Source organism: Streptomyces sp. MBT65 (genome assembly GCF_016612545.1).
GTDB lineage: Bacteria > Actinomycetota > Actinomycetes > Streptomycetales > Streptomycetaceae > Streptomyces.
The window spans coordinates 28455-42662 of sequence record NZ_JAENRY010000036.1; the positions used below are offsets into that span (position 1 = coordinate 28455).

Here is a 14208-nt window from a genome sequence, read left to right on the forward strand (position 1 = left end):
ACCCGGACCTGAACGGTCTTGGTCTCTTCGAGGACGTGATCGACGAGCTCGAAGGGTATGTGTTGAGTCAGCCCGCCCAGATGGCCCGGCGCGAAGGCGCCCGCTGCGACGGTGGTAGTACGGGTCAAGGTGCAGGTGGAGAGCTGACTCGACAACGGATCCCCTGGTCAAGAAGGTGCTGGTCGACCTTCTCCTATCAGGGAACCGCGGCCTGGAACCCCGGAACGATCCATCTCCGCACCGGGCTTGACGTGGAGGCCGCCTTGTTAACTTCGTGGCATTGCTTCAACCGCATGATCGGCCAGCTCTACCACTGCCTACAACACCGCCAGCTGTTCGACGAACACACCGCGTTCCCCACCGAACTCGTCGCCGCAGCTTGACTCGTTGGCATCGTGAGGTGTCTGCCTTCATGCATCCACCCGGTCAAGATCGCCCGACCAAGGACCGTGTTCGATCTGAACCGTCCTCATGATCGATAGGACAACGGCTTCTTACCCCATGTCCGATTCCCCGGTGTCGATGCAGTGGGTGCGGGCGCTCGGGCGGCCTTTGGTGAGTGGGTCGGTGCTGGTGTCTCTCAAGCAGAGGGCGTGAAGCTGGCACAAGCCGTGCGGTCGCTGTCCAGAGGCCGTCAGCGCGCGCCTGAACGGGCACCAGGAGGGCAGACAGTCTGTCCGGATGGACCTTGTCGCACCCGTCGCCATGACTTAGAACGAGACGAAAGCTTCCTTGCTGCTGGAGAGGACTTGCGTGCACTACCTCGGACACGGACAGGCTCGTAGTAACGAACACCCGTCGCCCGCATCGCGTGCCGGCACGCCGCGCGCGGGGCTGACGGGCGCCTGGCTGACGCACTTGCAACGTATCGCGGCCAAGGGAAGCGGGCCTGCCGACCAGGAGAGGGAGAACGCGGACCACGCCCAGGTGCAGCGCGCCGCAGTGGACAATGCCCTTCAGTCGCCGGCACGCCAGCTGGATCCCGGCTTGCAGACCGAGATGCAGGCGCGTTTCGACGGCGCCGACTTCAGCAGCGTGAGGGTGCATGACGGGCCTGCCGCGCGGGAGGCGGCGGCCGTCGTCGAGGCCAAGGCGTTCACTACCGGACAGCACATCGTGGACGGCGGCGGGATGAGCCAGAAGGACTGGGCGCACGAGCTGGCACACACGCTCGACCAGGCGAAGGGGTCCGTCCCAGGCGTGGACAACGGCGCCGGTCTGAGCATCTCGAATCCGGGCGACTCCGGTGAACGGCACGCAGTCGACACGGCGGACCGGGTCATGCAAGGCCCCGCGCCCATCCAGAGGATCGCCTCCGGGGAGCCGACCAACGACGTCGAACAGCACCGGCACAGCCATGCCTGCGGGCACGACGTGCAGCGTGTCGCGACTGGTGCCGTCGCGGTACAGCGCACCCGGCGGGCCACTCGGGAGGACATGGAGGTGTCCCGGTCCGCCTCGGCGCTGACACGGAACGCACAGATGCTGCGGGCCCAGGGCAAGAACGATTTGGCCGCCAAGCTGGAGGACCAGCTGGAAAAATCGCTTCCCCTTCCCATGCAGGGGACGGTCGCGTTCGCGAACGACATGCTGGTCCAGCGGCGTCACGGCCGCCGATACAAGCTCTCCCTCGACCTCTCGACAATGCTGTACTCGGCGTCACCGCACGAGGGTCGCAAACAGTACGGGACCCCCGAGCTGGCGAACGGCAAGTACAACTTCGTGATCCCCGTCCGGAAGCCGGACAAGATCATGGCGTCGCAGGTCGGCACCGAGTACGAAGAGGGGCATTCCGCTCTCGCGAAGGCCAGTAAGGCCGGCGACGGGCACGTGTACTGGGCAGGTACTGCCGTGTTCACCGACGGTGTCCTGATGAAGTGGACGAACGACAGCGGTCACTACAGGCCCACAGGCGACGATGCAGGCCAGGTGGCAGGCATCACGGGCGGTTTTCCTGTCGACAAATACAAGAACTTCGACGACCCGGGCGGGGCGGGCTGAAGTCTGCGCTGACGAATCGGCTGGACGGGGCGGGTAGTCAGCGCCGTCCAGCCCTTGTTGCTTTCCGCTCAGCCCGTGTCTTGGTCGTCGGCTGAAGGGGCTTCCCGATCGGCCGCCGTCCTCGGGGGACTCAGCAGACGCACAACGGCGGCGTTTCCCGCCAAGCGTTGCAGCGCGGCCAGGCGGTCGAGGACGCTGGTCTCCGGTGCGGCCCGCGCCGGCTTGCGGCTCTCGCCCGGCCCGCCCGGTGGCTGCACGTCGCCTGAGGCACCACCGTCATCGAGCCCATCTCCAACTGGCCTTGCGGCATGTGGCAGTTCACGCATCGCACACCTCGCACTCGTGTAGTGCCACGAGCGTGGAACTCACCCCGCAACACGGGTCGTCGCGGCGCCGTTCATCCTACGGCGGGAAGATTGCGCTGTGCCTCCAGGGGTTCACCGGTTTGCGTTCAGACCGTCTGTGACCGGCGGCGGCATCTGACCACATTCGGCGCGGCGTCGAACGATGAGTTCCGATATCTGTGCGAGGGCCTGCCTGATCATGCTCAGGGCCGTTTCTGCGGCGTCTGACAGGGTGGCGTGCGGCGCGGGCTGGATCGTCCGGTCGATGGCAGGCTCGCCGCGGTGCGGCCGGCGGCGATCGACTGATTCCTCGCTCCGTGCCTGGATGGCGGTACGGGGATGGCGTCGGGCCCGGCGGCCGCAGTGCTCTGCACGACCGCGGAAAACGGGGCGCTACGTCTGGCGGGGGCCCACCAATTCCCTGTACAGGGCTTCTCGTTCCTTGCTGCCGTCCTCGGTCTTCCCGAGCTTCCGCACCCATTCCTGGTTGAGTTCGTCGAGGAACGTGCGCCAGTCGCCGTCGTTCCGCTTCTGGGCGAAGTCGGAGAGTTCGACCAGGCGGGAGTTGTCCTTGAGCTTGCCCGCGCCGACCTTGTCGCCCTTGTGGCCGTGCAGGACGGACTCGTCGTTGGCCGTGGCCTCGCTGGAGGTGGCCTTGTGCTCGTAGCCGACCGGGCTCGTGGCGCCCGGGGCGAGAGTCTCGATACCGACCAGGAGGGAACCCTTCGTCTTCGCAGTCGGCTGCTGGAATACCAGCAGCATGTGACCCCAGGACCCGTTGGGCAGGATCACGTCGCCGTTCCAGTCGGCGCCGCCGAGACCGCCGCCCGAGATGTCCATGCCCATGAGCATCGGTGGGTTCGAGCCCGCTTTGGAGAAGAAGTTCTTCACGGCGGCAGGGAGTTCGCCCTCCTCCTGAAACTTTCCGGGCTTCCCGTCCTTGTCCTCGGTGATCTTCGTACGGTGAGTTGCGAAGCCGCGGTGGGACACCGAGGGGCCGAGCTGGCGGGCCGGATCCTGGCCTTCCGAGTCCGGGAGGTGCGGGACCGGCTGGGTGGCGCCCAGGAAGTCCGTGAGGTCGTACGGCGACTGACCGTCGGTCAGGGCGGGGATGTCGATGACGACTCGGCCGCCGTGGGCCAGTGCCCGGATGACGTCCTGCCCGTGGTCGTCCACGTGGGCCTTCTGGCCGGCGTCGTAGAGCTTCAGACCGTTGCGGAGGATCAGCAGCACCTTGGTGAGCATCTCCCGAGCGTCCTTGTCCTTGGGCGCCCAGGCCCGGGTGGAGTCCTTGTCCGCGTTCGGGTGACGCCGCTCGGCAGGGATACCGGCCGGGTGAAGGGTGTCCACGGCCGTCTGCCGGATCTGTTCGTACGCCTCCCGTTTCATCTCCTCCCTCACGTCGTCGGGGATGTTGGGGGACTTGGTCGTCATGAACCTGCCCAGGGTGTAGTCCGGGTGGCTCGGGGGAGCCGTCATCGCCTCGACCATGTGCGGATGCTGCTTCTTGAAGGCCAGCGTGGCGGTGAGCACGCGTTTCCCGGAGGAAAGCTTCATCCAGTTGTCGAACCGGCCTCCGACGTATTTCTCGGCCTCCTGGTACGTGCCGATGCCGACCCTTTCGAGCCACTTCGGGTTGAGCTTGGACAGGTGCTGGATGTCCGCCAGCTCCTGGTCGGTGAACGGCTCACCGAGCTTCACTCGCCGGTCCAGGGTGCGGCGCAGCTTGGGCTCCCCCTCGACCATCCACTCCTCGGGCCACCAGGTGTTGGGGGCGAGCCAACCGATCTTGATCTTCTGTAGGACCGTGTGGTCGGGGATCGACTTCATCAGGCGCCGGATCTGCTGCGCGCCGTGTTTGTCGCCGCTGCCGACCTCTGGCGCGGGTGCCTCCTGCTCCCGGGCGGACTCCGCCGGGGCTTCGGCGCCGACACGCTGGACCGTCACTCCGGCCCCGCCGCGGCCGTGGTCGACGGCCCGCGTCTGCTGACTCGCGCCCTCGTGATGCTGTCCCGCGCCCGCATCCCCCGACGCCACCCGCTGCAAGTGGGTCAACCAGGCGCCGGTGAGTGGGGCGGGCGGCTGGGTGGTACGGGACGGCCCGCCCCGTAACTGACCGGTCTCCGGGCTGCGCTGCCGCTGGTAAGGGTGCACGCGGATTCCTCCTCGCTGGCCGGGGCGGTTCCCGGTCGGCTCCGTTCTACGCCGCACCGCCACCGCGCCGGAAGGTCCGCTCGGGCAGATTCCGTTGCCCCCACCCGCCATGTGACAGCGTCGTACGACCGCGCACGCCCATGGCTCGCGGGTCCTCGCCCTCGCCTGCGTCGCAGCCCGTCCCGCCGTGGCTCCGTGTGGCTCACCCTCACCCTCGCAGGAGTTGGGCGACGGCTGCATTGCTCGTCGAGCGCTGGAGATGGACGAGCTGAACGTCCATCCCGCCGACCGGGCCCTGCCACTGCCCGCCGGTCGGCACTCCCATGGCCTGCGCCGACTCGCGGTGACCGAAGCGGTGCGCGGTTCGTACGACCAGGCCAAGGCGGCGATCGAGAATCGGTGCGGGAAGATCCTGGGCAAACGACAGGCCGAAGACCTCGTCATCGCCTTTGCCGGAACAACGGTGACATCCGCGCTCAACGACAGACGACACTACGACTCACCGGCAGAGCCACCCAGGACATCGACGCGTTGTACCGGCATCAACTGGTGCTGCCGGCCACCGCCGACACCCTCTTGGTCCTGCAGATCGACGGCAAGGGCATTGTCATGCGGCGCGAGGCGCTACGGCCGGCCACCTTCAAGGCCCACCAGGCTGCCCGCCGGGCGATGCGCACCCGCCTCGGTCCGGGCGAGAAGCCGCACCGCGAGCGAATGGCCACCCTGGCCTGCGTCTTCGACACAGCCCCGTCACCGCGCCGGCCGCACGGCATCGTCGCCCCTCCGACCGGCCCCAGCCATGAGCCCGCGCCGAGACCGGGGCCGAAGGCCACGGCGAAATGGCTCACCGGCTCGGTTGTCCACCCGCCCGAGCACACCATCGCCGCCGCCTTCGACCAGGCCGAAGCCCACGACCCCGCTCATGTCCGCACCTGGGTGGTGCTTGTCGATGGCGCCCGCCATCAACTCGAGCTCATCCACGCCGTGGCCGCCCGGCGCCGCGTCACCGTGCACGGTCTGCTCGACATCGTGCACGTCGGTGAGTATCTATGGACCGCCGCTCACGCCTTGCCGACGATGTCGGTAGGGATCTGCACGGTCTGCACGGCCTTGGCGATCTTCACGCCGATCGCCGTGCCCGACTCGACCTCGTCGCCGGAAGCGACGCTCTGTCCCACCACGATCCCCGCCTCTGCGTCGCTCTCGACCTCGGTCGGGTGTGTCAATCTAACGGCCCTGTCTCACAGTTGACGCCTTCGGTGGGTCCGTTGCTGTACGGAAGTGTGAGGGCGGCGTTTACGGCGTCGCGGTCTCGTTCTAGACCTCGAGCGAAGGCATGCAGGTGGGGCAGGTCGGCGCCGCGGACCTGGACGATCCAATGTGAGAGCGCGTCGGCATTGTCGGCGTGAGGTACAAGGAGCGGGGCGAAGTCCCTGATAGCTGCCGCCGGTTGGATCATCTCGGGGCAGGCGGCGGTGAGCTTGGCCAGGAGCCCGTGTTGCTCGGCCTTGAGGTTGTCGGGCCTGGTCAGCAGCATCCGGGCGAGCCGGCGCGGGGAGATCTGACTGCGGTCGGCGTCCGCGCGGCCTTGGTTGATGTGCTTGTGCAGGAGGTTCAGGCAGCCCGTGATGCTCAGGGCTTTGATCTCTTCGAATCGGCCGGACCATGCAGCCCGCGCCCGGCATCGAGGTCTCCTTCACATCGCGGTACTGCGACAACTCCCCCGGCGGCGGCGCGCGGCTGCTGAGCACCCTGACCGAACTGCCCTCCTCCGCCCTCTGCATCGGCGCCCTGTTCCTGCTGTACCGGCTGGTCCGCGCCGCCCGCCGGGACGACCCGTACACCGTCCGCACCGCGGGCCGCCTGCGCTTCCTGGGCTGGGAGCGGGCCGCTTCGGCCTGTTCGGACGGCTTGGCAGCCGGTGCGGCCGGTGCGGGCAGAGGGCCGCCGCGCAGCAGGGCGGAGACGGCGGCGCCGAGGACGAGGAGGGCGGTGCACCACCAGAACACCCGGATGTCGCCGTGGATCGACGCCTGCAGGCCGAGCTCGGCGAGAAGCACGTACAGGTGTCGGCGATCGAGCCCGACACGACGCACAACGACCTGCACGACCACATCACCGACAAGGGCGTGCGGGAGCGGACGGCCGGTATCCACGACATCGTGCTGCACTCCGAGGACATCGCCGAGACCAACGTGTTCGTCGTCTCGCTGCCGGCGCGCGCCAATCTGCAACAGGCCCCTTCACCCAATCCAGCGTGCGGCCGCCGGGCCGATCCTGAAGAGATGACAGACCTCTTGCATCGCCAGAGGCAGACCTGAAGGGGAGCGGCCCGGTCCAGCTCGCCCGGATGCAGGGCCTTCCGCCATGGCGCGCGGTGGTGCGGCCGAGATCTACCAAAAACCGACCGAGCAGGACATGCAGTCGAGTCATCCTATGAATCTCCCCAACTCCCCTCTCAGTCCGCACCATTGACAGCATCGCTACCCCAATCAATCATCAGACATCCGAGGAATTGGAGCCGCTCATGAGTACGTATCCGAGACGTCAGGTCCTGGGCGCCGCAGCCGGAGTCGCCGCAGCAGCAGCCCTTCCCCTCACTTCAGCCACCGTCGCACACGCCGCCGAACTCGGCGCCACCGCGCCCGGACCCTGGGTCCCCGTCCCAGAGCCGGTCCCCGTCCCGCTCGACGGCCTCTACGACAACGACGGCATCGACACCGCCTCCGCGCGCGGCGGCGACTTCGACGGTTCGGGCTACACCTTCCCGGGTGAGGAACTCCCCACCGGCCGCGTCGAGGTCGACGGCATCCCCTTCCTCTTCCCCTCCTCGGCCGCAGGCGCCAAGAACAACGTCGTCGCGATGGGCCAGCGCGTCGAACTGCCCCAGGGCCGCTACCTGTCGGCCGCCTTCCTCACCTCGGGCAGCTACGGCAACGCCTCCGGCAACGCCACCGTCCACTACGCCGACGGCTCCACCACGACCGCAGTCCTCGGCGGCGCCGACTGGTACGCGGCAGGCGGCTCGCTCTCGGCCCCGTACCGCTACCAGCCGGACGGCACCAAGGACCAGCACAGCGTGGGCATCGGCACCTCGGAGGTCTGGTTCGACCCTCAGCGCGAGGCAGTCGCCCTCACCCTCCCGGTCACCAACCCTGCCGAGGCGGGCAAGACCTCCCTGCACGTCTTCGCCCTCTCCCTCCAACCCGCCGCCCAGGGGAGGGCGTTGGCCCTGCGCGACGCCCACTCCACGAACTCGCTGCTTGAGTCGTCCGGCGCGCAGAGCGTGGAGGCGACGGTCGTGAACGCCGGTACGATCGCGATCCTCGCGGGCGACGGAGTCTCCGTGCGTGTCAACGCCGAGGGTGCCCGTACGGTCGAGCCCGCCCGCGTCCGGCGTCTGGACCCCGGTGAGCAGGCCCGCGTCCGCGTCGGCATCCGCAGCGGTGCCGCGCCCGGCACGGTGCGGGACGGCACGGTGACCGTGACCGGCCGCGGATCCCAAGTGGCGGTTTCCCACGAGCAGTTGACCCTCGGTGTCGCCGACTACCGGCCCACCGGGACGTCCCTGGCCGGGCATCAGGCGCCGTACTGGTTCCAGGGTGCCAAGTTCGGCATCTTCATCCACTGGGGTGTCTACTCGGTGCCCGCCTGGGCGCCGGTCGGCAAGCAGTACGCCGAGTGGTACTGGGACCAGATGCAGGACCCGAACAACCCGACGTACGCCTACCACCGGGACACCTACGGCGAGGACTTCGCGTACGACGACTTCATCCCGCGCTTCACCGCCGAGAAGTTCGATCCGCGGGCCTGGGTGGAACTGTTCCGGGACGCGGGCGCCCAGTACCACGTGCTCACCTCGAAGCACCACGAGGGCTTCGCGCTGTGGGACACGAAGGTCTCCGACCGCAACGCGGTGAAGATGGGCCCGAAGAGGGACCTGGTCAAAGAACTCTTCGACGCCTCACGCCGTCACACGCCCGAACTCCACTGCGGGCTCTACTTCTCGATGCCGGAGTGGTTCAACCCCGACAACCCGTGGATGGGCCACGCCCCACGCAATCCGTACACCCTTCAGCCGGTGCCGTACACCGGATACTCCGCGGGCAAGGACTTCGTGACGGAGTATCAGGCCCCGCAGATGCTGGAACTGATCCACGGCTACGACCCCGAGCTCATCTGGTGCGACATCGGCGGTGCCAACGACAGCATCGATGTGCTGGCGGAGTACTTCAACCACGCCAAGAACCGCCGCCGTCCGATCGACGTGACCGTCAACGACCGTTCGGGGATCGCCTTCCACGACTTCACCACGCCCGAGTACACGACGTACGAGAACACGGTCGTCGCCAAGTGGGAGTCCAGCCGCGGCCTCGACCCGTTCAGCTACGGCTACAACCGGGCGACCCCCGACGACGGTTACATGACGGCCGAAGAGGTCGTGCGCAACCTCGTCGACATCGTGTCGAAGAACGGCAACTTCCTTCTCGACATCGGCCCTCGGGCCGACGGCACGATCCCCGAGATCATGCAGACCCGGCTGCGCGAGACCGGCCGCTGGCTGCGCGTCAACGGCGAGGCGATCTACGACACGACGTACTGGTCGAGGATGGCCCAGCTCGGCGACGACCTTAGGTTCACGGTCCGCCCCGACGAGGCCTTCTACATCCACTCACTGGCCGAGCCCGGCGCGAAGCTCACCGTCGAAGCGCCGATCCCGATCCGCAGCGGCGACAAGGTGACCATGCTCGGCCACGACCGCCCCTTGACATGGACCCTCAGCAACGGGGCTCTGGTGATCGACGTCCCCGAGGCCGCACGCAAGGCGGGGCAGCACGCGTGGGTGTTCAAAGTGCACTGGCGTGCCTGAGACCCGACGGACACCCGAGCACGACCGGTGGTCGCGACGGCATGACGCCGTTCGCGACACCGGCGGGCACAGTTCCGACAAGGCAGGGGCGTAGTTCGTCACGGAAACGCGGTCACACCGTGTGGCGTGCTCAGGGACAGTGGGTGGTGGACCTGGACCGGCCGACGATCCGAAACAGGTCGACGTGGTGGCCCATCAGGTCGACTCCCTCCGCCGGGGCGGTGACATTCCGCCTGCAGCCTGCGGGAGGGGGAGCCGCTACGGCTCCTGCAGGCCGAGCACGTCGACAAGGGCGAGCCGCCCAGCATCGTCACTGCCCGGTTCGGCAGTGAACGGGCCGATGCCCGGATGGCCAACGACTTCTCGCCGCCGTGATCGGCCAGCACCCCGACCGGTTCCGAGGCCTGGCCGCGGTCGCGCTGCAGGATCCGCTCCAGGCAGCCGCGGAGTTGCGCCCCGCCGTGACGGACCCGGCCTGTGCGACGCGCTGGTCAACGACCACGCACTGGGCCACTACCTGGACGAACCGCGGTACCTGCCATTCTGGGAGGCCCTGCAGGAGCTCGGGGTCCCGCTCTACCTCCACACGGCACCGTGGGGTGGTGTCAGCGCAGGACGACCAGTGGCCGGTGGCGCTCGGTGTGGAGCCGCCACAGTTCCTGGGCCACCGCGTCCGGTTCGTGCCGGGCGCCGTGGCCGATGGGCCCGACGACCGTGACTTGCGCAGCGTGCACGCCCTGGTCCGCGAGCGCGTCGTGGAGCATCCGTACGTAGGAGGACTCGGCGGCGTAGGCGATTCCCGACACGGCGCAGTCGCGGTGCGGTTCGGCGGCGGCGCCGCCGGTGGTGAACAGCAGGGTGCCGTGTCCGCGGTGGCGCATGTCGGGCAGGACCGCGCGGACGGCCGCCGCGGCTGAGACGACGCTCGACGACAGGGCGCTCGCGACGTCCGACGGCTCGGTGTCGAGCACGGGCTTGATCCATGTAAGGCTCGGCCGGGGGCTGAACAGCACCGCCTGGATCGGGCCGAGCCGCTCGCGCAGCCCACCCAGCGCCGCTGCGAGCGCCTGCGCGTCGGTGACGTCGGCGGCCTCGGTCGCCGTCGTCACACCCTCGGAGATCAGGTCGTCAGCCACCGCCGCCAACCTTTCGGCGCCGCGAGCGATCAGCCCGACGGGATGCCTCTCGCGGCCGAACCGGCGGGCCGCCGCGGCACCAAGGCCCGGCCCGGCACCGATCACGACGAACGTACCCTTTCGCGCCCCAGCGTCACTCATGCCTGCACCAGGTCTACGCTCGTGGTCAACGCCTCGTTGGCGTCGATTTCGCCGCGCACCCGGTCCAGGCGGGCGCGTGCCCCGGCGAGCGCGTCGGAGCCCAGCAGCAGCCGCAGGGGCGGTGCCTCGGTATCCACGATCGCGGCGATCGCTGCGGCGGCCCGTGCTGGGTCGCCGGGCTGGCGGCCGGACACGGCCAGTGTGGAGTCACGGCGCTTGCCGGCGGTCTGCTCGTAGTCGGCCAAGCGCGTCGGGGACTGCCGCATCGACGCCCCCGCCCACTGGGTGCGCAGGCCACCCGGCTCGACGATCGTCACCGCGATGCCCAGTGGCGCGAGTTCCGCGTGCATCGACTCCGACAGTCCCTCCAGGGCGAACTTCGTGGCGTGGTAGTAGCCGGTCGCGGCGAAGGCGGCCAGGCCGCCGAAGGACGAGACGTTGATGATCCGTCCCGAGCGACGGGCTCGCATGCCGGGCAGCACCGCCTTGAGGACGGTCACCACGCCGTGCACGTTGGTCTCGTAAAGTGCGCGGACGGCCGCGTCCTCGCCTTCCTCGATAGCGGCCAGGTAGCCGTATCCGGCGTTGTTCACCAGGACGTCGACGCGTCCGAACGTCTCCTCGCACGCCTGCACGGCCGCGGCCACCGACGCTGGGTCGGTGACGTCCAACTCCAGGGCCAGCGCGCGGTCGCCGTACCTCTCGGTGAGGCCGGTCACGGTCGCGCGGTCGCGGGCGGTGACGGCGACCCGGTTACCCCGGTCCAGGGCGTACTCGGCCAGGGCCCGGCCCAGGCCGCTGGAGCATCCGGTGATCAGCCAGTGTGTTTCGTTCGACATGACTCCATGTCACCAGTGAGGGCGTGGACGTGCCACACCCCCTTGAGGGTGGCTCTCGGAGGGTCAGCCTCACCGAGTGACCAGCGGTAAGGTCGCTCTCGATGGCACATGACGACAACCAGCTCGGCTCGTTCCTGCGCAGCCGCCGGGAAAAGATCGACGCCGCCTCCGCCGGCGTCGTCGACAGCACGCGACGCCGGGTCACCGGCCTGCGCCGCGAGGAACTGGCGCTGCTCGCAGGGTTGAGCCCGTCCTACTACACCCGGATCGAGCAGGGCCGTGACCGGCACCCGTCCCGCGAGATCCTCGAAGCCCTGGCCCGCGTGCTGCGGCTGGACGACACCGAGCGGACCTACCTGTGGTCGCTCGCGACACCACCACTGGCCCCGGCCGACACCCACGCCGGCCCCGACCACTCCGTGCGGCCGGGGGTGCTGCGCCTGCTGGAACGCTGGGCCGACCTGCCCGCGTTCGTCGTCGCCCCCAACCGCGACGTGCTGGCCGCCACCGCGCTCGCCGCCCGCGTCAACCCGGCGTGGAACCCGGGGCACAACCTGATCGAGTTCACCTTCCTCGACCCGCGCGCGCCGGTGGTCTACCCCGACTGGGACGACATCAGCCGGCAAGCCGTCGCCGGCCTGCGCGCCACCTCAAGCGCATATGGCGCGGAACTCGACCCTTTTCTCGCGAGCATGCGCGAACGCAGCGAGGCATTCCGGGCACTGTGGGACTCCCACGACGTATATGACCGCGTAGCAGGCGACAAACGGCTGCGCGTCGACGGCGTCGGCGTCCTCCGCCTCAACTTCGAGACCTTCACACTCGCCGGACCCAGGGGCCACGTGCTGTATGTGTACTTCCCCGAATCCGGCGGCAAAGACGACGAAGCACTGCGCGGACTCGCCTGACCGACACGGGCGGACCAGTCCGGTCACTGACGCGCCGCCCCAGCCCAAGGCAGGCCACCCCGAAGCGTCCCGTATTGCCGCCGACTGGTTGTTCTGTAACGCGGTGAGCCTTGCCGACGGAACGTGCCCTGACGGCGACGATCGCCGATCGCGCGGCCCCGGCAGAAGCCTTTCGAACCTCGTCGAACGACTTCTGTCCCCGGGCACGGCCGCATCCACCCGCCGACGGGCAACTGTCCCAGGTCGCGCGCCTGTTGAGGCGTGATCAGCCCACAGGACGGCATCGGTACGGCCCATGGACGTCGTTGACGTCGCCCGCCCCGAACTCGAGCGGGCCCTGATTCGTGCCCAGCCGGCAGGTGGCGCAGACGAGCTCCCACAGCGGATCGGGACGCCGGGCCACGCGGATGCTCTGTAAGTCGAGCGGCGTGAAGTGGATGTGGAGCATGCAGGCCTCTTTCGTGGTGGTGGGGGGAGGTTGGCCGAGGCGATGCGCGACAAGGGTCGAAGCGGTACGGGTCATCAATGGGGACGAGTGGCGAGCGCACTTTGGTTGGCTGCGTTGTCGCTGCCGGCAGACCCGACCCTGAAACCGACGACGGGGGAATCGGCATTGTCCTGCTCCGCAACCGCCGTGGCTGAAAATGTGTCTCTTAACGCGATGGTCCAGCCGCTCCAGGATTTGGTCCGGTACGGCGGCACGCGGTCTGGGGGATGACGTGAGCACATGGGTGGTGCCCGGATACACCGAGTCTCTCGAGCTCGGGTCGGGTGCGAGCGGTCGGGTCGTGCTGGCCGTGCACGCGGACACCGGCGTCCGGGTCGCGGTGAAGTACCTCAGCGAGTCCCTGCGCACGCGGCCTGGTTTCGTGCACGATTTCCGGGCGGAGGCACGTCTGCTCGGCGGACTGCAGAGTCATTACGTGACCGGCCTGTACGAGTACGTGGAGAGCCCGCGGGGCGCCGCCATCGTCATGGAACTGGTGGACGGTGTTTCGTTGCGGACGCTGCTGACCCGTCAGGGGCCACTCGATCCCGAGGCCGCGCTCGTCCTTCTCAAGGGATCGCTGCTCGGTCTCGCCGACGCACACCGCATCGGCGTCGTCCACCGCGACTACAAGCCGGAGAACGTCCTGGTCGAGACGGACGGATCGTCCAAGCTCGTCGACTTCGGTATCGCGGTGGACACCGGCACCAGCGCGGGTGTGGCCGGAACCCCGTCCTACATGGCCCCCGAGCAGTGGACCGGCGCCCCCGCCTCGTGCGCCGCGGACGTGTACGCGGCCACGGCCACCTTCTTCGAGTGCCTGACGGGGCACAAGCCGTACTCGGGCGACAACATCGCCGAACTGGCCCTGCAGCACGTCGACGCCCCCGTCCCTGTGGAGGAGGTCCCCGCGGCGGTGCGCGAGCTGGTCCGTCGCGGTCTGGCCAAGGAACCGGACCAACGGCCGGCACAGGCCGAGGCGTTCGTGACGGAACTGGAGGCGGTCGCCGGCGCCGTATACGGGGCCGACTGGGAGGAACGCGGCCGCGCCCGGCTCGCCGCCCTCGTGGCCCTTCTGGCGCTGCTGCTGCCCTCGGCCCGCTCCCCCCGATCGACCACGGACACCGCACGTACGGTCCTGGGCCAGGGACCACGCCACGACTGGGCCCGGTCATGGCGACCCGGCCGACCCGGCATGCTCGTCTCGGCTGCCGCCGTACTCCTGGGCCTCCTGCTCACCTACGGAATGCAGCACGCTTCGGCAGGCACCGCCGAGCGGACCGCCGATGCCCTGGCCACCACCACGGCGGTGCCTGCCGAAGCGTGCT

At 68.9% G+C, this 14208-nt stretch carries 11 protein-coding genes and 3 pseudogenes; 8 read left to right on the forward strand and 6 right to left on the reverse strand.

All coding sequences use genetic code 11. The annotated features are described in order from the left end of the window. Positions 1 to 35 precede the first annotated feature (35 nt). Together JHN63_RS54615 and JHN63_RS10995 are read left to right on the forward strand one after the other, a co-directional pair. The gene (locus JHN63_RS54615) at positions 36 to 383 is read left to right on the forward strand and encodes a hypothetical protein (protein WP_374222911.1); all 348 of its coding nucleotides are present in this window, start codon (positions 36 to 38) and stop codon (positions 381 to 383) included. A gap of 370 nt (positions 384 to 753) precedes the next feature. Continuing rightward, positions 754 to 2001 carry a DUF4157 domain-containing protein gene (locus JHN63_RS10995; RefSeq protein ID WP_200679201.1) on the forward strand — a complete coding sequence of 416 codons (1248 nt, stop codon included), beginning with the start codon at positions 754 to 756 and terminating at the stop codon, positions 1999 to 2001. 737 nt (positions 2002 to 2738) lie between these two features. On the opposite strand, the gene JHN63_RS54230 is transcribed toward JHN63_RS10995, so the two are convergent. Next, positions 2739 to 4499 carry a PE-PGRS family protein gene (locus JHN63_RS54230; protein WP_200679203.1) on the reverse strand — a complete coding sequence of 587 codons (1761 nt, stop codon included), beginning with the start codon at positions 4497 to 4499 and terminating at the stop codon, positions 2739 to 2741. 271 nt (positions 4500 to 4770) lie between these two features. Here JHN63_RS54230 and JHN63_RS54620 point away from each other — a divergent pair. Beyond that, a pseudogene (locus tag JHN63_RS54620) lies at positions 4771 to 4933 on the forward strand (ISKra4 family transposase); the annotation flags it as partial. Positions 4934 to 5075: 142 nt separating this feature from the next. After that, positions 5076 to 5567 (forward strand): annotated as a pseudogene (locus tag JHN63_RS54625) (ISKra4 family transposase); the annotation flags it as partial. On the opposite strand, the gene JHN63_RS54630 reads toward JHN63_RS54625, so the two are convergent. Together JHN63_RS54630 and JHN63_RS11010 are read right to left on the reverse strand one after the other, a co-directional pair. Further along, positions 5561 to 5680 (reverse strand): hypothetical protein, encoded by a 120-nt coding sequence (locus tag JHN63_RS54630; protein WP_374222910.1) that lies wholly within the window; start codon positions 5678 to 5680, stop codon positions 5561 to 5563. The pseudogene JHN63_RS54625 and the gene JHN63_RS54630 overlap by 7 nt on opposite strands. Before the next feature lie 56 nt (positions 5681 to 5736). Beyond that, positions 5737 to 6153, reverse strand: a pseudogene (locus tag JHN63_RS11010) (transposase); the annotation flags it as partial. Between the two features lie 367 nt (positions 6154 to 6520). On the opposite strand from JHN63_RS11010, the gene JHN63_RS11015 reads away from it, so the two are divergent. After that, entirely contained in the window at positions 6521 to 6820 is a 300-nt protein-coding gene (locus JHN63_RS11015) for a hypothetical protein (protein ID WP_200679206.1), read from the forward strand. 206 nt (positions 6821 to 7026) lie between these two features. Next, complete coding sequence (locus JHN63_RS11020) at positions 7027 to 9369, forward strand: alpha-L-fucosidase (protein WP_200679207.1); 2343 nt, start codon at positions 7027 to 7029, stop codon at positions 9367 to 9369. A gap of 605 nt (positions 9370 to 9974) precedes the next feature. Here the strand turns inward: JHN63_RS11020 and JHN63_RS11030 are convergent. Both JHN63_RS11030 and JHN63_RS11035 read right to left on the reverse strand, forming a co-directional pair. Then, positions 9975 to 10646, reverse strand: a complete 672-nt coding sequence (locus JHN63_RS11030) for an SDR family NAD(P)-dependent oxidoreductase (protein ID WP_200679209.1) — start codon at positions 10644 to 10646, stop codon at positions 9975 to 9977. Beyond that, complete coding sequence (locus JHN63_RS11035; RefSeq protein ID WP_200679210.1) at positions 10643 to 11485, reverse strand: oxidoreductase; 843 nt, start codon at positions 11483 to 11485, stop codon at positions 10643 to 10645. Before JHN63_RS11035 ends, JHN63_RS11030 begins: the two co-directional genes overlap by 4 nt. 101 nt (positions 11486 to 11586) lie before the next feature. Here JHN63_RS11035 and JHN63_RS11040 point away from each other — a divergent pair, with 101 nt between their 5' ends. Next, the gene (locus tag JHN63_RS11040) at positions 11587 to 12393 is read left to right on the forward strand and encodes a helix-turn-helix domain-containing protein (protein ID WP_200679211.1); all 807 of its coding nucleotides are present in this window, start codon (positions 11587 to 11589) and stop codon (positions 12391 to 12393) included. 265 nt (positions 12394 to 12658) lie between these two features. Here the strand turns inward: JHN63_RS11040 and JHN63_RS11045 are convergent, their stop codons facing one another. Beyond that, the gene (locus JHN63_RS11045) at positions 12659 to 12841 is read right to left on the reverse strand and encodes a hypothetical protein (RefSeq protein ID WP_200679213.1); all 183 of its coding nucleotides are present in this window, start codon (positions 12839 to 12841) and stop codon (positions 12659 to 12661) included. Between the two features lie 271 nt (positions 12842 to 13112). Between JHN63_RS11045 and JHN63_RS11050 the strand changes: the two genes are divergently transcribed. Continuing rightward, on the forward strand, positions 13113 to 14208 hold a 1096-nt coding region (locus JHN63_RS11050; protein ID WP_200679215.1), incomplete at its 3' end, for a serine/threonine-protein kinase.

What these genes read in the sequence shown, in the direction of transcription:
- JHN63_RS11030 (WP_200679209.1), bottom strand. Translation starts at nt 10,646, where the DNA reads ATGAGTGACGCTGGGGCGCGAAAGGGTACGTTCGTCGTGATCGGTGCC.
- JHN63_RS11040 (WP_200679211.1), top strand. Translation starts at nt 11,587, where the DNA reads ATGGCACATGACGACAACCAGCTCGGCTCGTTCCTGCGCAGCCGCCGG.
- JHN63_RS11020 (WP_200679207.1), top strand. Translation starts at nt 7,027, where the DNA reads ATGAGTACGTATCCGAGACGTCAGGTCCTGGGCGCCGCAGCCGGAGTC.
- JHN63_RS11045 (WP_200679213.1), bottom strand. Translation starts at nt 12,841, where the DNA reads ATGCTCCACATCCACTTCACGCCGCTCGACTTACAGAGCATCCGCGTG.
- JHN63_RS11035 (WP_200679210.1), bottom strand. Translation starts at nt 11,485, where the DNA reads ATGTCGAACGAAACACACTGGCTGATCACCGGATGCTCCAGCGGCCTG.